20 protein-coding genes are annotated in these 25445 nt (G+C 63.2%); 9 read left to right on the forward strand and 11 right to left on the reverse strand.

Annotation, left to right across the window (positions count from 1 at the left end):
• Window position 1: 1 nt before the first annotated feature.
• The 4 genes from fdhF to ACVWWD_RS11275 all read right to left on the reverse strand — a co-directional run bounded on the left by fdhF (window position 2) and on the right by ACVWWD_RS11275 (window position 5991).
• Window positions 2–2914 carry a formate dehydrogenase subunit alpha gene (gene fdhF, locus ACVWWD_RS11260; RefSeq protein WP_352550244.1) on the reverse strand — a complete coding sequence of 971 codons (2913 nt, stop codon included), beginning with the start codon at window positions 2912–2914 and terminating at the stop codon, window positions 2–4.
• A gap of 10 nt (window positions 2915–2924) precedes the next feature.
• On the reverse strand, window positions 2925–4481 hold the full coding sequence (locus ACVWWD_RS11265; protein ID WP_352550245.1) for a formate dehydrogenase beta subunit: 1557 nt from the start codon (window positions 4479–4481) through the stop codon (window positions 2925–2927).
• Complete coding sequence (locus tag ACVWWD_RS11270) at window positions 4478–4957, reverse strand: formate dehydrogenase subunit gamma (RefSeq protein ID WP_352550246.1); 480 nt, start codon at window positions 4955–4957, stop codon at window positions 4478–4480. Before ACVWWD_RS11270 ends, ACVWWD_RS11265 begins: the two co-directional genes overlap by 4 nt.
• A 134-nt stretch (window positions 4958–5091) precedes the next feature.
• Window positions 5092–5991 (reverse strand): LysR family transcriptional regulator, encoded by a 900-nt coding sequence (locus ACVWWD_RS11275; RefSeq protein WP_457103619.1) that lies wholly within the window; start codon window positions 5989–5991, stop codon window positions 5092–5094.
• Window positions 5992–6157: 166 nt separating this feature from the next.
• On the opposite strand from ACVWWD_RS11275, the gene ACVWWD_RS11280 reads away from it, so the two are divergent.
• Entirely contained in the window at window positions 6158–6799 is a 642-nt protein-coding gene (locus ACVWWD_RS11280) for a DUF47 domain-containing protein (protein ID WP_023783363.1), read from the forward strand.
• A 3-nt stretch (window positions 6800–6802) separates the two neighbouring features.
• Window positions 6803–7807, forward strand: coding sequence for an inorganic phosphate transporter (locus ACVWWD_RS11285; protein ID WP_023792634.1), 1005 nt, complete (start codon window positions 6803–6805; stop codon window positions 7805–7807).
• A gap of 39 nt (window positions 7808–7846) precedes the next feature.
• Here ACVWWD_RS11285 and ACVWWD_RS11290 read toward each other — a convergent pair whose 3' ends face one another.
• Window positions 7847–8224 (reverse strand): VOC family protein, encoded by a 378-nt coding sequence (locus ACVWWD_RS11290; protein ID WP_352550247.1) that lies wholly within the window; start codon window positions 8222–8224, stop codon window positions 7847–7849.
• A gap of 180 nt (window positions 8225–8404) precedes the next feature.
• Here ACVWWD_RS11290 and ACVWWD_RS11295 point away from each other — a divergent pair, with 180 nt between their 5' ends.
• The gene (locus ACVWWD_RS11295) at window positions 8405–9583 is read left to right on the forward strand and encodes an Mrp/NBP35 family ATP-binding protein (RefSeq protein WP_352550248.1); all 1179 of its coding nucleotides are present in this window, start codon (window positions 8405–8407) and stop codon (window positions 9581–9583) included.
• A gap of 18 nt (window positions 9584–9601) precedes the next feature.
• On the opposite strand, the gene ACVWWD_RS11300 is transcribed toward ACVWWD_RS11295, so the two are convergent.
• Entirely contained in the window at window positions 9602–10051 is a 450-nt protein-coding gene (locus ACVWWD_RS11300) for an SRPBCC family protein (RefSeq protein WP_015314114.1), read from the reverse strand.
• Window positions 10052–10202: 151 nt separating this feature from the next.
• Between ACVWWD_RS11300 and ACVWWD_RS11305 the strand changes: the two genes are divergently transcribed.
• The 4 genes from ACVWWD_RS11305 (at window position 10203) to ACVWWD_RS11320 (ending at window position 14971) form a co-directional block, all read left to right on the forward strand.
• A complete protein-coding gene (locus ACVWWD_RS11305) occupies window positions 10203–12008 on the forward strand; it encodes an IlvD/Edd family dehydratase (RefSeq protein WP_023792627.1) in 1806 nt (601 codons plus the stop codon).
• A gap of 228 nt (window positions 12009–12236) precedes the next feature.
• Complete coding sequence (locus ACVWWD_RS11310) at window positions 12237–13055, forward strand: chromate resistance protein ChrB domain-containing protein (RefSeq protein WP_023792624.1); 819 nt, start codon at window positions 12237–12239, stop codon at window positions 13053–13055.
• A complete protein-coding gene (gene chrA, locus ACVWWD_RS11315) occupies window positions 13052–14443 on the forward strand; it encodes a chromate efflux transporter (protein WP_023783368.1) in 1392 nt (463 codons plus the stop codon). The genes ACVWWD_RS11310 and chrA overlap by 4 nt, the downstream gene beginning before the upstream one ends.
• Window positions 14444–14572: 129 nt before the next feature.
• Complete coding sequence (locus ACVWWD_RS11320; RefSeq protein ID WP_352550249.1) at window positions 14573–14971, forward strand: hypothetical protein; 399 nt, start codon at window positions 14573–14575, stop codon at window positions 14969–14971.
• 26 nt (window positions 14972–14997) lie between these two features.
• Here ACVWWD_RS11320 and ACVWWD_RS11325 read toward each other — a convergent pair whose 3' ends face one another.
• From ACVWWD_RS11325 to pdxR, 3 genes are all read right to left on the reverse strand, one after another.
• The gene (locus ACVWWD_RS11325; protein ID WP_023772586.1) at window positions 14998–16227 is read right to left on the reverse strand and encodes an aromatic ring-hydroxylating oxygenase subunit alpha; all 1230 of its coding nucleotides are present in this window, start codon (window positions 16225–16227) and stop codon (window positions 14998–15000) included.
• A gap of 59 nt (window positions 16228–16286) precedes the next feature.
• Window positions 16287–17870, reverse strand: coding sequence for a trimethylamine methyltransferase family protein (locus ACVWWD_RS11330; RefSeq protein ID WP_023772587.1), 1584 nt, complete (start codon window positions 17868–17870; stop codon window positions 16287–16289).
• A 185-nt stretch (window positions 17871–18055) separates the two neighbouring features.
• A complete protein-coding gene (pdxR, locus tag ACVWWD_RS11335) occupies window positions 18056–19549 on the reverse strand; it encodes a MocR-like pyridoxine biosynthesis transcription factor PdxR (protein ID WP_015314107.1) in 1494 nt (497 codons plus the stop codon).
• 340 nt (window positions 19550–19889) lie between these two features.
• Here pdxR and pgi point away from each other — a divergent pair, with 340 nt between their 5' ends.
• Complete coding sequence (gene pgi, locus ACVWWD_RS11340; RefSeq protein ID WP_457103069.1) at window positions 19890–21533, forward strand: glucose-6-phosphate isomerase; 1644 nt, start codon at window positions 19890–19892, stop codon at window positions 21531–21533.
• Between the two features lie 5 nt (window positions 21534–21538).
• Window positions 21539–22261: an HAD family hydrolase gene (locus ACVWWD_RS11345; protein WP_023772589.1), complete on the forward strand. Its 723-nt coding sequence runs from the start codon at window positions 21539–21541 to the stop codon at window positions 22259–22261.
• Here the strand turns inward: ACVWWD_RS11345 and ACVWWD_RS11350 are convergent.
• Window positions 22245–22970 (reverse strand): class I SAM-dependent methyltransferase, encoded by a 726-nt coding sequence (locus tag ACVWWD_RS11350; RefSeq protein WP_457103070.1) that lies wholly within the window; start codon window positions 22968–22970, stop codon window positions 22245–22247. The genes ACVWWD_RS11345 and ACVWWD_RS11350 overlap by 17 nt on opposite strands.
• Entirely contained in the window at window positions 22970–24997 is a 2028-nt protein-coding gene (locus ACVWWD_RS11355; RefSeq protein ID WP_352547589.1) for a long-chain fatty acid--CoA ligase, read from the reverse strand. Before ACVWWD_RS11355 ends, ACVWWD_RS11350 begins: the two co-directional genes overlap by 1 nt.
• Window positions 24998–25445: the final 448 nt, after the last annotated feature.

Below are 25445 nucleotides of genomic sequence, written 5' to 3' on the forward strand. Positions count from 1 at the left end.
ACTACTCCGCCGCCTGCAGCGGAGCGATGCGACGGCTCTGCTTGGCCTGCTCGTCATAGTCGCGCTGCCATTCCGACGGGCCGTTGGAAGCGCCGACCTGCACCGCGGTCACCTTGTATTCCGGGCAATTGGTCGCCCAGTCGGAGAAGTCGGTGGTGATGACGTTGGCCTGCGTGTCGGGATGGTGGAAGGTGGTGTAGACCACGCCCGGCGATACCCTGTCGGTGATCAGCGCGCGAAGCGTTGTCTCGCCCGAACGGCTGGTCAGCCGGACCCAGTCGCCATCGCGCAGGCCACGATTTTCTGCGTCGTGCGGATGGAGTTCCAGTCGGTCCTCGGAGTGCCACATGACGTTTTCGGTGCGCCGCGTCTGCGCGCCGACATTGTACTGCGACAGGATACGGCCGGTGGTCAGCAGCAGCGGGAAGCGCGGTCCGGTTCTTTCGTCCGTCGCCACGTATTCGGTGCGGATGAACTTGCCCTTGCCGCGCACGAAGCCGTCAACATGCATGATCGGCGTGCCAAGCGGCGCCCTGTCGTTGCAGGGCCATTGCACGGAGCCGACCCGGTCGAGCAGATCGAAGGAGACATTGGCGAAGCTTGGCGTCGTCTTGGCGATCTCGTCCATGATTTCGGACGGATGGGTATAGTTCCAGTCGAGACCGATCGCACGGGCGAGTTCCTGCGTCGCCTCCCAATCGGCGTAGCGCGCCTTCGGTTCCAGAACCTTGCGCACCATATTGATGCGGCGCTCGGCATTGGTGAAGGTGCCGTCCTTCTCGAGGAAGGTCGAGCCGGGCAGGAAGACATGCGCGTAATTCGCCGTCTCGTTGAGGAAGAGGTCGTGCACCACCACGCATTCCATCGCGGCCAAGCCGGCGGCGACATGCTTGGTGTCGGGATCGGACTGCAGGATGTCCTCGCCCTGGATGTAGATGCCCTTGAACGAGCCGTCGACGGCGGCATCCAGCATGTTGGGAATGCGCAGGCCGGGTTCGTCGTCGAGCTTCACGCCCCACAGGCTTTCATAGATGTCGCGCACCGCGTCACCCGAAATGTGCCGGTAGCCCGGCAGCTCATGCGGGAACGAGCCCATGTCGCAAGAGCCCTGCACATTGTTCTGGCCGCGCAGCGGATTCACGCCGACGCCAGGTCGGCCGATATTGCCGGTGGCCATTGCGAGGTTGGCGATCGCCATCACCGTGGTCGAGCCCTGGCTGTGCTCGGTGACGCCGAGGCCGTAATAGATCGCGCCATTGCCGCCCTTGGCGTAGAGACGGGCGGCACCGCGGATCAACTCCGGATCGACGCCGGACAGCTTGCCGACGATTTCGGGGCTGTTTTCCGGCAGGGCGACGAAGGACGCCCAGTCCTGGAACTCCGCCCAGTCGCAGCGCTCGCGGATGAACGCTTCGTCGAAAAGGCCCTCGGTGACGATGACATGCGCCAGCGAGGTCAGCACGGCGACATTGGTGCCGGGCTTCAGCGGCAAATGGTAGTCGGCTTCGACGTGGGCCGACTTGACCATCTCGGTGCGGCGCGGATCGAGCACGATCAGCTTGGCGCCCTGGCGCAGCCGCTTCTTCAGCCGCGAGGCGAACACCGGGTGCGCGGTAGCCGGATTGGCGCCGATGATGACGGCGACGTCGGTGAATTCGACGGAATCGAAATCCTGCGTGCCGGCCGAGGTGCCGTAGGTCTGGCCAAGCCCATAGCCGGTCGGCGAATGGCAGACGCGCGCGCAGGTGTCGACATTGTTGTTGCGGAAGCCCTGCCGAACCAGCTTCTGGACGAGGTAGGTCTCCTCATTCGTGCAGCGCGAGGAGGTGATGCCGCCGATCGCGGTGCGTCCGTACTGGTACTGGATGCGGCGGAATTCCTTGGCCGTATGGGCGATCGCCTCCTCCCAGCTCACTTCGCGCCACGGGTCGCTGACCTTTTCGCGGATCATCGGCGACAGGATGCGGTCCTTGTGGGTGGCATAACCGTAAGCGAAGCGGCCCTTCACGCAGGAATGGCCGTGGTTGGCCATGCCTTCCTTGTAGGGCATCATGCGGATGACCTCATCGCCCTTCACTTCGGCCTTGAACGAGCAGCCGACGCCGCAATAGGCGCAGGTGGTCACGGCGGAGCGCTCGGGCATGCCCTTTTCGAGGACTGTCTTCTCGCGCAGAGCATCGGTCGGACAGGCCTGCACGCAAGCACCGCAGGACACGCATTCGGAGGCAATGAAGTCCTCGTGCATGCCGGCGACCATGCGCGATTCGAAGCCGCGGCCTTCGATGGTCAGCGCGAAAGTGCCTTGCACCTCCTCGCAGGCGCGCACGCAGCGCGAGCAGACGATGCACTGCGCCGGATCATAGGTGAAATAGGGGTTGGACTCATCGCGGGCGATGTAGTCGACCGCGAGCGAGCCATGGCCCGGCGCGACGCCATTTTCTTCCTTGACGTGGTTGCGGCCCTCAACGCCGTACCGATTTTCGGTCAGGCCCACGGACTTCGCCACCACATCGAACTCGCTGGCGCCAGTTCCGGCCTTCTCGTGCCAACCGGTGGGATGGTCGGAGACGTAGAGTTCCATGACCCCCCGGCGGATCGCGTCGAGCCTGTCCGACTGCGTGCGCACCACCATGCCTTCGCCGACAGGCGTCGTGCAGGAAGCCGGCGTACCGCCGCGCCCGTCGATTTCGACGAGGCAGACGCGGCAGGAACCGAACGAGTCCAGCATGTCGGTGGCGCAGAGCTTCGGGATCTCCACCCCGCCTTCCATCGCCGCGCGCATGATCGAGGTGCCTTCCGGCACGCTGATGCTGCGGCCATCGACGGTCAGCGTGACCTGTTTTTGCGCCTTCGACTCCGGAGTTCCGTAGTCAATCTCTTCGATCAGCGTTGGGAAGTCGGCCTTAATGTTCATCCGCCAGCTCCTATTCAGCAGCCACGCGCGCTGGCGCGGGCTTGAAATCCTCGGGGAAATGGGTGATCGAGCTCATCACCGGGTAGGGCGTGAAGCCGCCCAGCGCGCAGAGCGAACCGAACTTCATCGTGTTGCAGAGGTCGGTGACCAGAGCGAGATTCTTTTCCGGTTCGATGCCGGCGGCGAGCCTGTCGATGGTTTCCACGCCCCGCGTCGAGCCGATGCGGCAAGGCGTGCACTTGCCGCAGCTTTCGATGGCGCAGAATTCCATGGCGAAGCGTGCCTGCTTCAGCATGTCGGCGGTATCGTCGAAAACCGTGATGCCGGCGTGACCGATCAGTCCATCGCGCTTGGCGAATTCCTCGTAGTCGAACGGCGTGTCGAACAGTGCGCGCGGGAAGTAGGCACCGAGCGGCCCGCCGACCTGCACCGCCTTCACCGGGCGCCCGGTGGACGTGCCGCCGCCGATCTCGTCGACAATTTCGCCCAGTGTCAGGCCGAAAGCGGTTTCGAACAGGCCGCCCTGCTTGACGTTCCCGGCTATCTGGATCGGGATCGTGCCGCGCGAACGGCCCATGCCGAAATCCTTGTAGAAGGCGGCGCCCTTGTCCATGATCACCGGCACCGAAGCCAGCGAAATGACGTTGTTGATCACTGTCGGTTTGCCGAACAACCCTTGTATCGCGGGCAGCGGCGGCTTGGCGCGCACCACGCCGCGCTTGCCTTCCAGGCTGTTCAAGAGCGAAGTTTCCTCGCCGCAGACATAGGCGCCGGCACCGACGCGGATTTCCATGTCGAAGGCGTTGGGCGAACCCAGCACATTGACGCCGAGCACACCGGCCTTGCGGGCGATCTCGACGGCCTTGTTCATGACAGCCACCGCGTGCGGATATTCCGAGCGGATATAGACGAAACCCTTGGTCGCGCCGGTGGCGATACCGGCGATGGCCATGCCTTCGATGAGCACGAAGGGATCGCCCTCCATGATCATGCGATCGGCGAAGGTGGCGCTGTCGCCCTCATCGGCGTTGCAGACGATGTATTTGCGCTCCGAGGTCGTATCGAGCACCGTCTTCCATTTGATGCCGGTCGGGAAGCCCGCGCCGCCGCGGCCACGCAGGCCGGACTCGGTGACCTGCTTGACGATGTCGGCGGGCGCCATGGCCACCGCGTTCCGCAGGCCGTTCAAACCGCCGAGCGATTTGTAGGCATCGAGCGACAGCGGGTCGTTTATGCCGCAACGTGCAAACGTCAAGCGAGTTTGTTTGGCCAGGAATGGAATCTTGTCGGGTGCGCCGAGCCAGCGCTTGTGATGGCCCCCTGTGAGAAAACCGCTGTCGAACAGGCTCTTCACGTCCGACGGCTTCACCGGCCCGTAGGCGACGCGGCCATTGGCCGTCGCCACTTCGACCATCGGTTCGAGGAAATAAGCGCCGCGCGAGCCGTTGCGCACGATCTTGGCCTCGATGCCGCGCTCGGCGAGTTCCGCGCGAATAGCCTTCGCGACCTTTTCCGCCCCCAGCGCCAGTGCGCCGGAATCGCCGGGAATATAGATACGGGGGGTCATGAGCGCACCTCGGCGACGATCTCGTCGATCTTGTCGTCATCGAGCCGACCGATCACCTCGCCATCCAGCATCGCAGACGGCGAGCAGGCGCACAGCCCGAGGCAATAGACCGGTTCCAGCGTAACGGATCCGTCACGCGTGGTCTCATGGAAGTCGATCCCGAGCAACTGCTTGACCTTGGCGGCGACTGCGTCCGAACCCATCGACTGGCAGGCTTCCGCCTGGCAGAGCTTGAGCACGTGCCGTCCGCCCGGTCGCGCACGGAAATCATGATAGAAAGTCACGACACCATGCACCTCGGCCCGGGACAGGTTCAGCCCGTCGGCAATGACGGGCACGGCGTCCTGCGGGACATGGCCGAATTCTTCCTGGATGCCGTGGAGGATCGGCAGCAGCGGACCCTCGAGGTCCTTCAACTCCTGGATAATCGCCGCTGTGCGCGATGCGATCTCGGTACTTGCAGGCTGCATCGTCACGCAGCGCCCTCCCTGGTCGATGGCTTTTATCGCTAAGTCTTTACAAAATCAGAGGAAACCCGCGAAATCAATAAAGCTGTTTCGTTGCTCGATAGAAATCTTCTATCGACGGGCTTCCGCCTGCATTGTCTAGACTAGCGGTGGGCGCGGAAATCGTCTGCCAGCGCCATCGCCTCGTCCAGCAGCGCCTGCACCAGCGGCGTGTGCGGCTCGCGCGGCGCGGCCACCAGCCCGACTGTGTGGCTGGCATCGGGCTCGACGATCGGAATGGCCCGGATCGGTTCGGAAAAACCGAATGTTTCCGCAAGGTTGAGTGGCATGATCGATGACCATTTGCCGGTCCGAATATGCGAGAACAGCACGATCATCGAGTTCGATTCCAGCGTCGGCCGCACCTGCACGCCGGCTTCCGCCAGGTGCTGGTCGATGATGCGGCGGTTCTGCATGTCCGGCGTCAGAAGGCACAGCGGCAACTGGCTGATCTCGGACCATGTCACTTTGTCGCGGTCGGAATAGGGATTGCCGATTGCGGTGATCAATTGGTAGCGCTCGTCATAGAGCGGCACGCTGCTCACCCGTCCTAGCGGTTCGTTGTCTAGATAGGTAATTCCCGCATCGACATCGAAATTGCCAAGCAGCGACAGCACTTCGATCGAGGTTCGCGACAGCACCGAAAAGGTGACGCCTGGGTGCTTGTCTCGAAAGGGCGTGGTCAATCTGGCGACCATCGCCAAGGCCGTCGGGATGGCGGCGATACGGATGCGGCCGGAAAGGCCGTACCGGGCGGCGCGCATCTCCTCGCGCATGGTCCTGGAGTCACCGACGATGCGGCGTGCCCAGACCAACACCTGCTTGCCCTCCGGCGTCAACCCCTGGAAACGCGACCCGCGATTGACCAGCATGACGCCGAGCTGGCCCTCGAGCTGCTTGATGCCGGCCGACAAGGTCGGCTGCGTGACCCCGCACGCCTCGGCCGCCCGGCCGAAGTGCTCTTCCTTGGCCAGCGCGATGAAGAATTCGAGTTTGTCGATCATGCCGTCCTTCCGGTCGTACTCAGGCTCGGGGAAATTGTCCTTTGCCGCAAGCGGTATGCGCAATCGTTCCGCATCCACATCTTTCAGCCCGCTCGCTGTTTCCCGCGGCATCACGCGGCGCTATGTCAGTGAAACGGTCGTGGGCCGGGCGCGAAGGGAGACTGACATGCTGGGCTGGTTCCGCAAGCTGTTGCCGCGCGAAGATGGTTTCTTCGAGTTGTTCGAGCGCCATTCCCGCATCGTGGTTGGCGGCGCCGAAGCGCTACAGCTGCTTCTTCAGGGCAAGGATATCGATCGATGGTGCCAGAAGATCGTCGATCTCGAAGACGAGGCCGATCATATCACGGCGGAAGTCCTGCTTGCGGTGCGGCGCTCTTTCATCACACCTTTCGATCGCGGCGACATCAAGGATCTGATCCAGTCGATGGATGATGCCATCGACATGATGCACAAGACCGTCAAGACGGTAAGACTGTTCGAGAAAAGCGAATTCGATCCGCTGATGCAAGAAATGGGCGCCGTCATCGTCGACGCCGCGCGCCTAGTCGCGGAGGCGATCCCACTGCTCGCCAAGGTCGGCGCCAACAGCGCACGCCTCAACGCCCTCGCCGAGGAAGTGATGCGTGCCGAAGGTCGCGCCGACGATCTGCATGAGCAGGGCCTGAAGGATCTGTTCAGGCGCCACGGCCGCGGCGACGCGATGGCCTATCTGATCGGCTCGGAAATCTATGGTCAGCTGGAGAAGGTGGTCGACCGCTTCGAGGACGTCGCCAACGAGATCAGCGGCATCGTCATCGAGAACGTCTAGGCAATGGAAGCCACCATCGCCTTTCCCGTGCTGGCCGGCCTCGTTGTCGTCGCGCTGTTCTTCGATTTTCTGAACGGCCTGCATGATGCGGCAAATTCCATTGCCACCATCGTCTCCACCCGCGTGCTGAGGCCGCAATATGCGGTTTTATGGGCGGCATTCTTCAATTTCATCGCATTCATGTTCTTTGGTCTTCATGTCGCCGAGACCGTGGGAAAAGGCATTGTCGACGTCACCATTGTCACTCCGGCAGTGATCTTTTCGGCTCTCGTCGGCGCCATCGTCTGGAACATCGTTACCTGGATTGCCGGCATCCCTTCGAGCAGTTCGCACGCGCTGATCGGCGGGCTGGTTGGCGCCGGCGTCGCAAAGGCGGGCATTGGTGCCATTGTCTGGTCGGGACTTGGCAAGACGGTTGCCGCGATCGTGCTGTCGCCGGCGGCCGGTTTTGTCCTGGCGCTCGTCCTGATCCTGGTGGTTTCGTGGCTGTTTGTGCGCCAGACGCCGTTCGCCGTCGACAGCACCTTTCGCGTCCTCCAGTTCTTTTCCGCTTCGCTCTATTCGCTTGGGCATGGCGGCAACGATGCGCAGAAGACCATGGGCATCATCGCCGTGCTGCTCTACTCGCAAGGCATGCTCGGCGAAAAATTCTACGTGCCGCTCTGGGTCGTCCTGACCTGCCAATCGGCGCTGGCGCTTGGCACGCTGTTCGGCGGCTGGCGGATTGTCCATACAATGGGTTCGAAGATCACCCGGCTCAATCCAATGCAGGGCTTTTGCGCTGAAACCGGTGGCGCCATCACGCTGTTCGCCGCCACCTGGCTCGGCGTTCCCGTATCGACCACCCATACGATTACCGGCGCCATCATCGGCGTCGGTGCCGCCCGCCGCGTCTCGGCGGTGCGCTGGGGCCTGGCCGGCAACATCGTCATCGCCTGGATCGTGACCTTGCCCGCGACGGCGGCCATTTCGGCTCTCGCCTACCTCGCCGTCAACCTTGCGGGATGAGGTGAGCGGCGCCCGAAGTGGCGGCAATCGCGATACTGCCTAGCCGTTCACAAGATTGAGGATGTTGCCGTCCGGATCCTTGAACCATGCGACCTTCATGCCCTGGCCGACATGGATGTCGCCCTCGATCGTCAGTCCGGGCATTGCATAATGCTCGAAGGTGACTCCTTTCGATTTCAACGATTTGACGACAGTCTCGATCTGGTCGCCGACCGTCCAGGTCACCGCCGTCGCCTTGTTGGTCCCGGCAAACTCGGAATGATAGACATTGATGAAGGTGTCGCCGCTTTTGTAGACGATCAACTCGCCACCTATATCGTCTACCTGCTTGAGGCCCAGCGTCCCTTCATAAAACGCCTTTGCTCTCGCCAGGTCTTTCACCGCCACATTGGCCATTGCGTTGCTGTTCGCGAGCATGATCTTATCCTTCCCTGATTGTTTTCCCTCATGCTGCCACTGAAATAGGTCGCCTACCGTGTTTAGCGACGGGTATGCACTGAAGTTCTTGCTCGCGAAAACCAAGGGTGCGTCGAGGCGGCTGCTTGGTTCTCCCCGAGAACTGCATTATCTGAAGTGCCGAACGCTGAGGAAAAGATCATGTCCGTCACCAAGGAAATCGTCATCGAGCGGCTGAAGACGGTCAACGGGCCGGACTTCACCGGAAACATCGTCGACCTCGGCATGGTTTCGGAGATTTTCATCGCCGATTCGAAAGTGTTCTTCTCGATCACCGTTCCCGCCGCGCGCGCCCAGGAGATGCAGCCGTTGCGCGCCGCCGCCGAGCGGGTGGTGAAGGCCATTCCCGGCGTCGCCGGCGCGGTCGTTGCGCTGACGGCTGAAAAGAAAGGCGGCGGCATGGAGGGGTCGGTTCCATCGCGCCCCGCACCAAGACCGGCGCCGACAGCTCCGGTCGCTGCGCCGCCGCGGGCGGCTCCGCATGCTCCTGCTTCGCAGAGCCAGGGCAAGCGCGGCGTGCCCGGCATCGAGGCGATCATAGCGGTTGCTTCCGGCAAGGGCGGTGTCGGCAAGTCGACCACGGCCGTCAACCTGGCGCTTGGTCTTGCCGCCAATGGTTTGCGGGTCGGTGTGCTGGATGCCGACATCTATGGCCCGTCGATGCCCAGGCTGCTCAACATCCATGGCCGGCCGCAGACGATCGACGGCAAGATCCTGAAACCGATGGAGAATTACGGCCTCAAGGTGATGTCGATGGGCTTCCTCGTCGATGAGGAGACGCCGATGATCTGGCGTGGGCCGATGGTAATGTCGGCGCTGACGCAGATGCTGCGTGAGGTTGAATGGGGGCGGCTCGACGTGCTCGTCGTCGACATGCCGCCCGGCACGGGCGATGCGCAACTGACGATGGCCCAGCAGGTGCCGTTGGCCGGTGCCGTCATCGTCTCGACGCCGCAGGACCTGGCGCTGATCGATGCCCGCAAGGGCCTCAACATGTTCAGGAAAGTCGATGTGCCGCTGCTCGGCATCGTCGAGAACATGAGTTACTTCATCGCCCCGGATACCGGCAAGCGCTACGACATTTTCGGCCATGGCGGCGCGCGCCGCGAGGCGGAGAGGCTGGGCGTCACCTTCCTTGGCGAGGTGCCGCTTGAAATGGGGATCCGCGAGAGCTCTGACGCCGGCACGCCGGTGGTCGTCTCGAAGCCGGATGGCGCCGAAGCGAAAATCTATCGCGATATCGCTTCCAAGGTCTGGGATAGGGTCAACGAGGAACGCGGCGCGGCCGAAGCAGCTGTGCCGAGCATCGTCTTTGAGTGAACCCTCGCGGGGAGCGTATCAGCCGCCCACCTTCTCGCCGAAAGCCGAAAAGAACTGTCCGGCCAATTTCTTCGACGTCGATTCGATCAGCCGGCTGCCGAGCTGCGCGATCTTGCCGCCGACTTCTGCCTTGGCCGCATATTTGAGGACCGTCGCGTCCGGCCCGTCGGCGGTGAGGGTGACGTCGGCACCGCCCTTGGCGAAGCCGGCGATGCCGCCCTTGCCTTCGCCCTGGATGGTGTAGGCATGCGGCGGCTTGAGATTCCTGAGCGTCACTTCGCCGTTGAAGGTGGCCTTGATGGGTCCGATCTTCAGCACCACCGTTGCCGCCATCTCGGTCGCCGATTTCATTTCCAGGCTCTGGCAGCCCGGAATGGCGCCCCTCAGGACGGTTGGGTCGTTCAGCGCTTCCCACACTTTCTGCACGGGTGCGGCGATACGTTCCTCGCCCTCGATCACCAAAGCCATCTAAACCTCCCGCATCGCCGATGTCGGATTGGTCGTAGCGTGCGGCTCGATAGCTGTCTATCGCACCAAAGTCCGGATTCAGATCACGCGTGCCCCTTGCCTGCATCCGCGCGTTGTCATATCGATTTGTCATACAAATACGGAGACCACGATGGCCGGCGCCCCCACGAAAAAGAAAAAGTTCCGCTCGCAGGAGTGGTTCGACAATCCTGACAACCCGGGAATGACGGCGCTTTATCTCGAGCGCTACCTGAATTACGGGTTGACTCGCGCCGAGCTGATGTCGGGCAAACCGCTGATCGGCATCGCGCAGACGGGCTCTGACCTTTCGCCTTGCAACCGGCACCATATCGAACTCGCCAAGCGCGTGCGCGAAGGCATCGTCTCGATGGGCGGCATTCCTTTCGAATTCCCCTGTCACCCGATCCAGGAGACCGGCAAGCGGCCGACCGCGGCCCTTGACCGCAATCTCGCCTATCTCAGCCTTGTCGAGGTGCTCTACGGCTATCCACTCGACGGCGTCGTGCTCACCATCGGCTGCGACAAGACCACGCCTGCCTTGCTGATGGCGGCGGCGACCGTCAACATCCCGGCCATCGCGCTGTCGGTCGGCCCGATGCTCAATGGCTGGCATAAGGGCAAGCGCACCGGCTCGGGCACCATCGTCTGGGAATCGCGCCAGCGCCTGTCGGCCGGCGAGATCGGCTATGACGAGTTCATGGACATCGTCGCGTCCTCGGCGCCGTCCACCGGCTACTGCAACACGATGGGCACGGCCACCACGATGAATTCGCTGGCCGAGGCGCTCGGCATGCAACTGCCCGGTTCGGCCGCCATTCCCGCGCCCTACCGCGAGCGCGGCCAGATCGCCTACGAAACGGGCAAGCGCATCGTCGACATGGTGCACGAGGACCTGAAACCGTCCGATATCATGACCCGCGCGGCCTTCGAAAACGCCATCGTCGTCAATTCGGCGATCGGCGGCTCGACCAACGCGCCGATCCATCTCAACGCCATCGCCCGCCATCTCGGCGTGCCGCTCGACAATGACGACTGGCAGACCATCGGCCTCAAAGTGCCGCTCATCGTCAACCTGCAGCCGTCAGGTGAATATCTGGGCGAGGACTATCACCACGCCGGTGGCGTGCCTGCCGTGGTCGCCGAACTGATGAAGGCCGGAATGCTGCCGCATCCCGATGCCTTGACCGTTAATGGCAAGTCGATCGGCGCCAACTGCGAGGGCGTCGCCAACGAGAACACCGACGTCATCCGTACGGTGGCCGAGCCGCTGAAGGCCAATGCCGGCTTTATCAACTTCAAGGGCAATCTGTTCGATTCGGCGATCATGAAGATGAGCGGCATTTCGCCGGAATTCCGCGAGCGCTATCTGTCCAACCCGAACGATCCGGAAGCCTTCGAGGGCAACGCCATGGTCTTCGACGGCCCCGAGGATTACCACGCCCGCATTGACGATCCGGCGCAAGGCATCGACGAGCATACCATCCTGTTCATGCGCGGCGCCGGTCCCGTCGGCTATCCCGGCGGCGCCGAGGTCGTCAACATGCAGCCGCCGGCCTACCTCATCAAGAAGGGTATCCACGCGCTGGCCTGCATCGGCGACGGCCGCCAGTCCGGCACGTCGGGCTCACCATCGATCCTGAATGCCTCGCCGGAAGCCGCGGTCGGCGGCGGCCTGGCGGTGCTCAAGACCGGCGACCGCGTTCGCATCGACCTGCGGAAGGGCACGGCGAACATCCTCGTCAGCGATGACGAGATCGCGCGGCGACGCGCCGAGCTGCAGAAGGATGGCGGCTATCACTATCCCCAGCACCAGACGCCATGGCAGGAGATCCAGCGCGGCATGGTCGACCAGTTCTCGGCCGGCATGGTGCTGAAGCCGGCGGTGAAATATCAGGATGTCGCCCACACCATGGGGGTGCCTCGCGACAATCATTGATTATTCCTGGGAATAGTCATCGATTATTCCTGGCTGGTCACTGATGATGGATGACGACGACCGGCGGCCCTCGATCAGGCCGCCGTGTCACGGCCACAGGCCGGGAAGCGCTCCGTCCTTGACAAGCCAGCCCAACAATTCCACCATCATCACAAGGGGTGTATCGCGACGACCCCGTGAGGCGTCAGCCCAATGTTCGCGTCCAGGCTTCTTCAGGAGGTGGACGCCATGCCGTCAACAACCGCTATCACCGTACAGCAACTATCCCGTCTGATTGGTCTGCCGGGCGCACCTGTGATCGTCGATGTCCGTATCGATGAAGATTACGACGCCGACCCCCGCCTGTTGCCGGCCTCTCACCGGCGCAACTTCAAAACGGTCTCGGCCTGGGCAAACGACCTTGCCGGCAGCCAAGTAGCCGTCGTTTGCCAGAAGGGGCAAAAGCTTTCGCAAGGGGTGGCCGCATGGTTGCGGCATGAAGGCATTGCCGCCGAGTCCCTCGGAGGCGGCTTCGAAGCCTGGCGCGATGCCGGCGGGCCTCTGGTCCGCGCCGACAAGATACCGTCCCGCGATGAAAAGGGCCGCACCGTCTGGGTGACGAGGGCTCGCCCGAAGGTAGATCGCATCGCTTGCCCATGGCTGATCCGGCGCTTCATCGATCCCGACGCGGTGTTTCTCTTCGTCGAACCCGCTGAAGTTCCGGCTGTTGCCGACCGCTTTCAGGCCGTGCCTTTCGATATCGACAATGTGTTCTGGAGTCATCGCGGCGAGCGCTGCACCTTCGACACGATGATCGAGGAGTTCGGGCTGCAATCCCAGGCACTCGATCGGCTTGCCACGATCGTGCGCGCGGCCGACACCGCACGCCTGGATCTCGTTCCCCAGGCAGCCGGATTTCTGGCCGCCTCGCTTGGCCTGTCACGCATGTTCCGCCACGATCTGGAGCAGCTGGAGGCCGGCACGATGCTCTATGACGCGTTCTTCCGCTGGTGTCGCGACGCCACTGACGAGACGCACAACTGGCCGGGCGGGGCAAAGCCGTCATGAGCAGCCTCATTTCGGGGAAAGATGCCGACATCGTCGAGGCGCCGGCGGTCCCGACCTTCCGCGAAGCCACGAAACTCTGGGCGAAGATCGGATTGCTGAGCTTCGGCGGACCGGCGGGGCAGATCGCGCTCATGCACAAGGAATTGGTCGAGGACCGGCGCTGGATCGGCGAACAGCGTTTCCTGCATGCGCTGAACTACTGCATGCTGCTTCCCGGTCCCGAGGCCCAGCAACTCGCCATCTATATCGGCTGGCTGCTGCACAGGACGATCGGCGGCCTTGTCGCGGGTGTCCTGTTCGTGGTGCCCGGCGCACTCGTCATGCTCACCCTGAGCATTCTCTATGCGCTCTATGGTGATGTCCCGCTGGTCACGGCGCTGTTCTTCGGGGTCAAGGCCGCCGTGCTCGCGGTCGTGGTCGAGGCGGTGATCCGCATCGGCCGCCGCGCCTTGAAGAACCGGTTGATGGTGGCGATCGCGCTCTGCGCTTTTCTCGGCATCTATGTGCTCGCCATCCCGTTTCCGCTCATCGTCCTGATGGCGGGATTCGCGGGATGGGTGGGAAACCGTGTCGCGCCAGCCCTGTTTTCCGGCGGGGCGCACGGCAACAACGACGCTCCCGATATTAGGGGCGCGGTCGACCTGATGTTCGAACGCGGCGAACTAGCCCATACCAGGCCGACACGATGGCATGCGCCGCGCACCATCGCAATCTGGCTGCCGATCTGGCTCGGGCCGGTTCTGTTGCTCTGGGCGTTCACCGGGACGAGCAGCGTGTGGACGCAGATTGGCGGGTTCTTCAGCCTCATGGCGGTGGTCACCTTCGGCGGCGCCTATGCGGTTCTTGCCTATGTCGCGCAGGCAGCCGTGCAGTCCTTCGGCTGGCTCGCCCCTGGTGAAATGGTCGATGGCCTCGGCCTTGCCGAGACCACGCCGGGTCCACTCATTCTGGTGTTGCAATTCGTCGGCTTCATCGCCGCGTTTCGCCACGCCGGCTCGCTGGACGCGCTGCTTGGCGGATCGCTTGGAGCGCTGCTGACGCTGTGGGTAACGTTCACACCCTGCTTCTTCTGGATATTCCTCGGCGCGCCCTACATTGAGGCCCTGCGCGGCAACAAGGCGCTGTCGGCCGCGCTCGGCGCGATCACCGCCGCCGTGGTCGGCGTCATCATGAACCTTGCTCTGTGGTTCGCCTTGCACGTCGTCTTCCGCGAGGTGCGCATGACGGGGCTTGGCATGAATGTGCCGGTGCTTTCGTCGATCGACTGGCGAGCCGCGCTGCTTTCGGTGGCCGCCATGGTCGCCATTCTCAAGTTGAAAACCGGTGTGCTGCCGACGCTTGCGGGATGCGCTCTTGCCGGCGTGTTGCTGCTGGCCGCGGGCGGCTAGTGCATGTCGCCCGGAAGCGTCTTCAGTTCCGGGACAACGACATGCATCAAAACGGATACATTAGATTTCCGGCTCCTTTGTATTCCGCTTGCGGACCACCTAACTGGTGGAAAACGGATTGGACCAGCAATGGCGGGACGACGCTCTTCCCTCGGCTTTCTCGGCATGTTCGGCCGCTCGGGTGATTTGCGGCAGCTCGATGCCGCCTTGCGTGGCGCCGACCTGCATCCCGCCCTGGTGCCCGAAGGGGTGAAACTAACCATCGTCAATCTGATGAAGGACCACTGGCCCGAGGAGCCGCCGCCGCAGGCCTATCCGCGGGTAGCGAACCTGTTCAGCTACTGCATAGCCGGGCCGGAAACCTTCGAGCGTGTGCAAGGTCCACAGCAGCGGCTCGACGCGGAGCGCCGGATCGAGACCGCTCTCGAAACCGGCGACGGTCTCGATGCACAGATCGTGCTGATGGCACTGCACGCCAAGCTGATCAACGCCGAGGTGGTTGAGCGCTTCAGGCTCAGCACTGGCTGAGCGCTTTCGTGAAACGCTGAATCGCTCTAAGCCCGGCTTATCTCCTGGAGATACCAGCCGATATAACGCAGCTCGTTGTACTCCATCGGCGCGATCGGTCCGGGCACGAAATAGTGCGAGCGTACGCCGCGCGCGGTATGCTCGATGATCTTCTTGTCCTCGTCGGTGGTGACCTTCCACAGCCAGGTCAGTTTCTCCAGATCGTAGTCCTGGCCTTCGACGGCATCGCCGCGCACCAGCCAGATCAGTTCCATCTCGCAGGTCTGAGCCGTTTTCGGGATGAACCGGTAGATCATCCCGTGGTCGGGGTAGCAGACGAGAAAAGTCGTGCCGCCAAGATGGATGGAGGTGACGCCGCCGTCGTAGTCGGTGAAGCGGCCCATCAGGGGCGCGACGGGGGAGCCGTCCCGGCTGCCGCTCGAAACGCCGTCGTAAAGCGCGTAGCGGAAGGTGTGGATCGCCTCCTGGCCGGCGGCCGAATTCTGCCAGCGATCACCGCTGCCGATCTCGATGCCGAGAGCGCAGGTCCGCTGTTCCATCGCGGCATTGAGTTGCTCGATCATTTCCGCGGGCTTTTCCAGCGCGTGCGTCTGCGAATATTCGGGATGCGCCGGTCCGCAATGGTAGCATTCGACGTAATTTTCGACGGCGAGCTTCCAGTTCGCGTCGAGCGGATAGCTTTGGCGATAGGCCACCTTGGCATCGCCCCAACCATATTGCCCGCAACTCGTGCGCAAAGATTGCTCGATCGGATCGAAATCGAGTGGCGTCTCGGCGAAGGAGATGAAGACAAGGCCAGTCGCGACGCGCACATGGAGTTTCTTCAGCCCGTGCGCGGTGCGGTCGAAATCCTTCGGCATCAGCCTGGCGGCGCGCAGCGAGCCGTCATTGGAATAGGTCCACGCATGGTACGGGCAGACGAACACTTTCGCGTTGCCCTTCTCTTTGGTGCAGACCTCGGCGCCGCGATGGCGGCAGACATTGAGCATGGCATGCACGGTGCCATCCATGCCACGCGACAGGATGATCGCCTCGTCACCGAGCTTGAACAGTTCGAAGTCGCCGGGATTGGGAATGACGCTGGCATGCGTCAGGCAATGCCAGTGGCGGCGGAACAGACGTTCCATGTCCCGCTCGAAAATATCCTGGTCATGGTAGAATGGGCGCGTCAGGCCGTAGCCTGGCCGGTGCGAGGCCACCAGCCGATCGATGGCATCTTCGGTATTTGCGGCTTGCTGGATAGGATAGACGCTCATTTATCGTTCTGCCCAATGGTTGGTTCTGGCGGATGGCTGTCTGTGTGTCGGTCTTCTGGCTAGCCGCCCATGCTCGCGCGCGGCAGGTGGATCAGGTTGCCGAAGCGGGCGCGCAATCTGTCGTCGACCAGCTTGGGCACGTGCCGCGGAAATCGTTCCGCAAGGATGCGCTTCTTTTCGTCGATCGCCCGGGCCAATATATCAGGCCGGCCTTTTTCGTTCCATTCCTTCGGTGAGGAACGATCGCCGAAGGCGGGATAAAAACGCTCTGCCTGCGCCGACTTGAGCGTTTGCTCGTTGTCAAGATAATGGCCCGGACCCTTGAGGCAGACATCGGCGATGGTGTCGATCGAAAGCGCTTCGTCCGTCACTTCGATGCCGCGTGCGCAGCGCAGGCAATGGCCAAGCATGTCATTGTCGATGATCAGGCTTTCCAGGCAGAAGCCGAGCAGCGAGGCATGCATGCCGGCCGATTCGTAGACGAGATTGAGGCCCGAAAGGCCGGCCATCACATTGGTGATGCCTTTCTCGTAGCCGGACTGGATATCGGGCAGTTTCGAGTCTGTCATGCCGGCGGCCGAGCCGCCCGGCAGGTCGTAGAATTGCGCCATCTGCGCGCAGGCCGCCGTTACCACCGCCTGTTCGGCCGAGCCACCGGCCATGGTGTTGGTGCGCAGGTCCGACATGAACGGCCAAGCGCCGAAGATCGCCGGATGTCCCGGCTTGAGTGCGTTGACATACACCAGGCCGGTCAGCACTTCGGCCACTGCCTGCGCGACCGCGCCGGCCATCGCCGCCGGAGCGGTTGTTCCGGACTGGCCGGTGGAGAGGAGCAGGATAGGGATGCCGCCTTCGACGCAGGCCTCGAGCACGCCGCAGGCATCCTCGGCGAACTTCATCGGCGGCACGACGAAGGAGTTGGAGTTGGAAACGAATGGCCGGGCGCGGAAATTCTCCTCGCCACCGGCGATGGCATAGAGCATTTCGAGCGCCGGCTTCACATTCTCGCGCACGGTGAAGGACGTGCCGACATGCTTCGATGTCCCCATCACGCAGGCGTAGAGCGTGTTGAAATCCATATCGAGCGGGTCGGCGATGTCGCGCGCCACCATCGGCCGCTGGAAAAAATGGATGTTGCGCAGTCCATCGACGATGCGGGCGGCGTCATAGATGTCCTGCAGCTTCGATTCGCGATACTCGCGTTTTTCGAGATCCACCAGATGCACGGCGATACCCGCTGTGCCGTAGTGGACGCGCTTGCCCTGGATCACCATGTCGTGCCTGGGGTCCTGGCCATGCAGCGTGAAATGCCGCGCGGCACGCTTGATGGTGTCGAGTATGAGCGCACGCGGGAAACGGATGCGGCCATCGTCGCCATGGGTGGCGCCCGCCTTGGTCAGGACTTTTATGCAGGACGGGATGGCGTTGGCGAACCCGACCGTTTCCAGAAGCGTCAGCACGCCCTCATGGATGCGCTCGCAGTCGTTTCCGCGCAAAGGTCTGTAACCGCCGCCTTCCATGGCTTGGAGTAGTGGCCCATTTGGTGGAATGGCTGATTTCCCCGCATATCCCGTTTCGCGACCGCCCGAGCGTTGTGGACGACGGTTCGCCGGCATGTCCTGCTTTTCGACAGCCACTGGCATGGCACTCCACCTCTACCGGCAGTCTCGTGGCGGTTGGTCCACCATCAACCTGCTTCTTCTCTGACGCCGACTATGCCGCCGGCACTGGCCCATCCTATGAGCCAGCTGGCCTAGCTACATGTGCCAGATCTAAAACAAACCGGAGCCGCTGAGAAGCGGCTCCGGTGAAGAAGTCGGATTGATGATCAGGCGGCGGCCGGCCTGCGTCCGGCGGCGGTGGCGAGTTCCCGGATGCCGGGCTCGATGTGCTGCAGAGCGATAGAGGAAATGCCCAACCGCATGAAACGCGAAGGCTTCTCGGTGCGGTCGAAGAAGCGGTCGCCCGGCTCGATGATGACGCTGCGCGAGGCCGCGGCTTCGGCCAAACCGCGGGAATCGGTGCCTCGGGGCCCTTCCAGCCACAGCGACGTGCCGCCGGCCGAATCTGTGGAACGCCATTCCGGCAGGAAGGCCGAAATCGCATGGACCAGCCGCTTGCGCCGCTCGTCGAAGGCGCTCGACAGCCGCCGCACCAGCGCTTCGTGATGGCCGAGCGACAGGAAGAGCGCCACGGCGCGCTGATTGTTCGCCGGCGGATGGCGCAGCATGAAGCGGCGCAGCGCCCTGAGTTCGGCGATTAGTCCAGCGGAAGCCACGATGTAGCCAAGCCGCAGGCCTGGGGCCAGCGTCTTCGACATCGAGCCGACATAGACGACGCGGCCGGAACGGTCGAGGCTCTTCAAGGCCTGCTGCGGCGCCTCGTCGAGAAGCTGGCTGTCATAGCCGTCCTCGATGATGATCTGGTTGTGCCGGTTGGCGCGCGCCAGAAGGTCCTGCCGCCGCTCCGCCGACAACGGCACCATGGTCGGGCAATGATGGCTGGGGGTGACGAAGACGAAGCCGGAATCATTGGGAATAGAAGAGGTTACGATACCGGACTGGTCCACTGGCACCGGCTCGATGTCGGCGCCCGCGAGCCGGAAGATCGAGCGTGCGTCGGGATAGCCTGGATCCTCCATCGCCACTTTCGAGCCCTTGGTCATCAGCAGCGAGGCCAGCATATAGAGCGCGTTCTGGGCACCCAGCGTGACGATGATCTCGTCGGGATTGGCGAAGATGCCGCGCCGGGGCAGCAGCCGTGCCTGGATCTGCTCGATCAGCAGCGGATCGTCGCGGTCGACCATGTCGGACGCCCAGTTGCGGATCTCCAGCACGGCCAGCGCCATGCGGTTGCACTCGCGCCACTCGGCGGTAGGGAACAGCGCCGGGTCGAATTGGCCGTAGACAAACGGGTAGGAAGACTTGATCCAGTTCTCGTGCTTGGCGGGCGGCGGCATGTCGCTTGCCGCGATCTGCCGCCGCGCTTTCCAGTCGATCTCGTTGGCCTGGTCGGGTGCTTTCTGATGCGGCTTGGCGGGTGTCGCCAGCACGTCCGGATTGACGAAATGCCCGCGCCGCTCGCGTGCCACCAGGAAACCCTGGTCGACGAGCTGCTGGAAGGCCAGGACAACCGTTCCGCGCGCCACGCCGAGTTTTTCGGCCAGGATCCGGCAGGAAGGCAGCGGCATCGAAGCGGCGATCTGGCGGTCGAGAATGGCGGCCACAATGGCTTGGCGGATCTGCGCCTGCAGGGTCTGGCCGGATTCAGCCGAAATCCGGAACAGGCCGGACCATATCGCCGTGTCGTTTCTCTGTGGCATGGAAGATGTTCCTCGATGGCCAGCTTTTTTCGCTTGGCTGGACCAGCCGAACGTAACCGTGGCACAAGGGGTTGCGCCAATCAATTTTTCTGATCTTTGGGATTTATGCCAGTGATCCTTCAAGCTCGAAATAAGACGCGGCCCCTCGCTCCTCGATACCCATTGCCCCCTCGGGTACCCACCTCCTTGCCCGATACATTGTGTCATCGCATCGTGATGTGCTGCGTCATTGCCGCGTATTGACCGGAGGGATTTCAGCTCAATAGTTGGGAGCGCGACGACACGCGCCGGAAACATCCGGTCTGATATGGTGCGTCGAAAACGCCAGGAGTCCCCGCCAGTGGATCAGTCAGCCTTCCAGAAACAGCTTGCCGCCCTGCGCGACCATCGCGCCGCGGCCCCGGGCGATATGCGCCAGGCCTTTGCCGCCGATCCGCAGCGCTTCAAGACATTCTCCGCCGCTGACGGCGACCTCCTGCTCGACTGGTCGAAATGCGCCGTCGACGCGACGACCATGGATTTCCTTGAGAAGCTCGCCGCCACAGCCGATCTCGAAGGCGGTCGGGCCGCCATGTTCGCCGGCAAGAAGATCAACACCACCGAGGGCCGAGCCGTCCTGCACACGGCGCTGCGCAACCTGAGCGGCAAGGGCGTCACGGTTGACGGCCAGGACGTCAGGGCGGATGTGATTTCCGTGCTCGATGCCATGGGCACCTTCGCCGATGCCATTCGCTCCGGCAAGGCAACAGGCGCCACTGGCAAGAAGATCACCGATATCGTCAACATCGGCATTGGCGGCTCCGACCTTGGTCCGGCGATGGCGACGCTGGCGCTCGCCCCCTATCATGACGGCCCGCGCGCCCACTATGTCTCCAACATTGACGGCGCTCACATCCACGACACGCTGAAGGGGCTGTCCGCCGAAACCACGCTGTTCATCATCGCCTCCAAGACCTTCACCACGGTCGAGACGATGACCAATGCGCGGACGGCGCGCGACTGGGTGCAGAAGGCGCTCGGCAAGCAGGCCGTGGGCAAGCATTTCGCCGCCGTCTCGACCGCGCTCGACCTGGTGGCCAAGTTCGGCATCGAGCCGGATCGCGTCTTCGGCTTCTGGGACTGGGTCGGCGGCCGCTATTCGCTTTGGGGCGCGATCGGCCTGCCGGTCATGATCGCCATCGGCCCAAGGAATTTTCGCGCTTTCCTCGACGGCGCGCACGAAATGGACGAACACTTCCGCACCGCGCCGCTCCACAAAAACCTGCCGGCGCTCCTCGGGCTGGTCGGCTGGTGGCACCGCGTGGTTTGCGGCTATCCAGCCCGCGCGGTCATTCCCTACGATCAGCGCCTGTCCAGACTGCCGGCCTATCTGCAGCAGCTCGACATGGAATCGAACGGCAAGAGCGTCACCCTTGACGGTACTCCGGTGATGACGCCGACCGGGCCGCTGGTCTGGGGCGAGCCAGGCACCAACGGCCAGCACGCCTTCTTCCAGCTGCTGCACCAAGGCACCGATTTGATCCCGGTCGAGTTCCTGGCCGCCGCCGTCGGCCACGAACCTGATCTCAAGCATCAGCATGACCTGCTGCTCGCCAACTGCCTGGCGCAGTCGGAGGCGCTGATGAAGGGCCGTACGCTGGAAGAGGCGCGCGCGCAGATGCTGGCCAAGGGCATGAAGCCTGCCGATGTCGACCGTATCGCGCCGCATCGTGTCTTCTCCGGCAATCGGCCCTCGGTGACCATCCTCTACCGCAAGCTCGACCCGCGCACCTTCGGCCGGCTGATCGCGCTTTACGAGCACCGCGTCTTCGTCGAGGGCACGCTGTTCAACATCAATTCCTTCGACCAGTGGGGCGTCGAACTCGGCAAGGAACTGGCCACCGGCCTCCTGCCTGTCGTGGAAGGCAAGGAAAGCGCCGCAAACCGGGATGCCTCGACCAGGGGCCTTGTGGAACGCATCCACCAATTGCGTGGTTCGGAGTGAAGCGCTTGGCTGAGATCAAGGGGATATTGTTCGACAAAGACGGAACGCTTGTCGACTTCAACGCGACCTGGCTCGGCGTCGCCGACTTCATGGCCATGGACGCGGCCGACGGCGACCGCTGGAAAGCCGACAGGCTGCTCGCGGCCGCGGGCTTCGATTTCGCCAACCGGCGCTTCAAGCCCGACTCCATCTTTGCCTCCGGCACCAATCTCGACGTTGTCGAACTGTGGTTCCCGCGCCTGTCCAACGAAGACCAGATGCTGGCCGTCGCCCGTTTCAACGAGATCACCTCGGTGCAGGGCTCGACGATGGCGGTGGCGCTGCCAGGGATCGCCGACACGCTGGCTCTGCTGCACAGGCGATCCTACCGGCTTGGCGTCGCCACCAACGATTCGACAAGCGGCGCGGAAAAGACGCTTGTCACGCTGGGTGTCGCGCAACTGTTCGACGCCGCCTATGGCTACGACGCGGTGGCCAACCCCAAGCCCGCTCCCGACACCATCCAGGCCTTTTGCGATCTTACGGGGCTCAAGCCGTCGGAGATCGCCATGGTCGGCGATAACAGGCACGATCTCGAAATGGCGCGTGCCGGCGGCTGCGGCCTGGCGGTCGGCGTGCTCTCCGGCACCGGCACGCGCGAATCGCTGGCCGAGATCGCCGATGTCATCCTGGATTCGGTTGCCGATCTGCCGGATTTCCTTTCGGCACGGGTCAAGGAGACGGTCTGATCGGCAGGGCGAGGGACGGTTCGGTCTCAAGGCGAAAGACAGCGCTCGGCTTCAGCGAGGCGTCTTTCGCCTCGCCGAAATCCGGCACCTTGTATTCGGCAACCAGCCGCAGCCGCGAGCGGGGCAGATAGGCCCGGCCCGGATCGCCGACCAGCACCTCGACGCCGGCGGCGAGGCAGCGGTCGAGGAAAGGCATCATCCCGAGGGCGACACCTTGCCCGTAGAACACGTCGCCGGCGAGCACCAGGTGCACGGCGGGCGGCGGCCCGGTGGTGATGTCGTTCCCCATTATCGTGATCGTGACGCCATTGGCCGCTGCATTCAGCGCCAGCGCGGCAACGCCGTTCCGATCGACCTCGGCGGCCATCACCGCACCCGCGCCGGCCTTCGCGGCGGCAATGCCGACGATGCCGGAGCCTGCTCCAAGGTCGAGCACGCGGCGGCCCGCCACGATCTCCGGATGGTCCAGCACATAGCGCGCCAGCACGGCGCCGCCTGCCCACGCATAGGCCCAATAGGGCGGTTGCGGCTCCTGAGAATCGGCATCATCGTCTTCCACAAGACGCCTCAGCCCGCTGCTCGGGTGGGAGGTATAAAGCCGGATTTCGGGAAGTGCCGGCACCGATGCCAGGCGCATGTTCGCCTTGATGAATTCCGCCGGTTCGAGGCGCGGGCGTTGGTCCGGCGTATCGTCGTTGGCGAGCCCCACTATTCGCGCAGCGCCCGCCGCAGGATCTTGCCGACCGGCGTCTTCGGCAATTCGGTCCTGAACTCGATGTATCTAGGCCGCTTGTAGCCGGTCAGGTTCTCGCGGCAAAAGGCGGTGATGGCCTCGGCGGTCAGGGCCGGGTCTTTCTTGACGATGAACAGTTTCGGCACTTCGCCCGAATGCTCGTCCGGCACGCCGATGGCCGCCACTTCGAGCACGCCGGGATGCGCCGCCACGACCTCCTCGAGTTCGGTCGGATAGACGTTGAAGCCGGAGACGAGGATCATGTCCTTCTTGCGGTCGACGATCTTGGTGAAGCCGCGATCGTCCATGAAGCCCATGTCGCCGGACTTGAAGAAGCCGTCCTTGGTCATCACCTTGGCTGTCTCGTCCGGCCGGTTCCAGTAACCGGCCATCACCTGCGGTCCCCTGATGCAGATCTCACCGACCTCGCCGAGCGGTACGTTGTTGTCGTCGTCGTCGCGAATGGCGATTTCGGTCGAAGGCAGCGGCAGGCCGATGGTGCCGGTGAACTCGCCGGAGCTGAACTTATTGGCCGTCGCCACCGGCGAGGTCTCCGAAAGACCATAGCCTTCGCTGATGGGGCACCCGGTCAGCGCTTTCCAGCGCTCGGCGACACCCTTCTGTACCGCCATGCCGCCGCCCAGCGTCAAGAGCAGCGGCTTGAAGTCGAGCTTGCGGAAGTCTTCATTGTTGAGCAGCGCGTTGAACAGCGTGTTGAGGCCTGGAAAGATATGGATCGGATACTTGCCCATTTCCTTGACGAAGCCGGGAATGTCGCGCGGATTGGGGATCAGTATGTTCTGGCCGCCCATCTGCATGCCCATCAGCGCATTCACCGTCAGCGCGAAGATATGGTAGAGCGGCAGTGCGCAGACGAGATTGAGATGCGCCGGCTTTGGCTTGACGGTGTAGGCGTCCTGCAGCCACAGCGCATTCTGCGCGACATTGGCCAGCACATTACTGTGCGAGAGGGTCGCGCCTTTGGAGATTCCGGTGGTGCCGCCGGTATATTGCAGGAAGGCGACGTCGCTGGCGGCCACCGTGGCCGGCTTGAATGTCATGCCGCGGCCAGCCTTGAGGGCCGCGTTGAACTTGACATGGCCAGGCAATGACCATGCCGGCACCATCTTCTTGACGCGGCGCACGACAAGATTGACGATCGAGCCCTTCAGGCCGCCGAGCAGGTCGCCCATGGCCGCGACGACGACGTGCTTGACCGAGGTCCTTGCGACGACCGCTTGCAGGGTGTTGGCGAAGTTTTCGAGGATGACGATGGCCTGCGCTCCGGAATCCTTGAGCTGATGCTCCAGTTCGCGCGGCGTGTAGAGCGGATTGACGTTCACCACCGTGAAGCCGGCGCGGGCGACCGCCATCATCGCTATGGGATACTGCAGCACGTTCGGCATCATCAGGGCGACACGCGCGCCCTTCTGCAATCCTGTGGACTGCAGGTAGGCACCAAAGGCCGCCGAAGACTGTTCGAGCTGCGCGTAGGTGATGGACTTGCCCATGCACGTGAAAGCCGGCTGGCCGGCGAACTGCTTGCAGGCGCCAACGAGGAAGTCGCCGATGGAACCGTAGGGAAGGGCGCCGATCTCGGCCGGCATGTTCTTGGGATAGCTGTTGAGCCATGGCTTTTGCGGCAGGCCGACGGCGAGTTCGGTGAGCGCCTTCGGCAGCCGCTGGCTGGCCGCTGTCGCTGGCTTCGAGACCGGTGCAGCCTTCACTGCTGGCGAACTCTTCGTCGTCGCGGTTTTGCCCGTTCCGGCCTTGCCCGATCCGGCCTTGGTCGCGGGCGCCTTTGCTGGCGCGGCCTTCGTCGCCGGCTTCGCGGCGGTGCTGGCGGTGGCCACGGCTTTTGCCGCGGGTGCTTTCTTGGCGGCCGCCGCCTTCGCGGTCGCGGCCTTGCCGGCGGCCGCCTTGCCTTGCCCGACGGCGCCGGCGGCAGGTCTAGGCCTCGCCTTGGCCGACGCTTTCACCGGCGCCTTCGATGCTTTTGCCACCCGTTCCTCCTCGACAACCCTGGTCGCCTGTTCTCGCTGGGCCCTACCGCGCCGCCTCCAGATTGATGGAGACGTCCCTCCGCTGCCGCCAGCTGCCTATCTATGTATTGCCTCTATCGGCGGCGGTGCAAGTCTTGCCCTAGCGGCAGGATGCCGAAAGATATGCAACCGAAAATCTTTCCGCCGGCCATGGCTGGAACGGCATCTTTCCGCACCCGGCGGCGGATGAATACTGGGCGCGGGACCGTTGTGACCAGGGGGTCAGATCAATAAAAAAATGCGGTCGTTAATAATATCGTGAATAGAAAAAACTGCTAATTTTTTCTGCCATTTAGCAAAATCGCGGATTTTTTTCCTGCTTCCCGAGGGGTAAGCAAACGGGGTGTTCCAAACCCGGAAAAACGGTGCTTATATGCGCGCTTCGCGAGCCTGATAGAGGGGCTTGGAA

The organism is Mesorhizobium sp. URHB0026 (genome assembly GCF_054059755.1).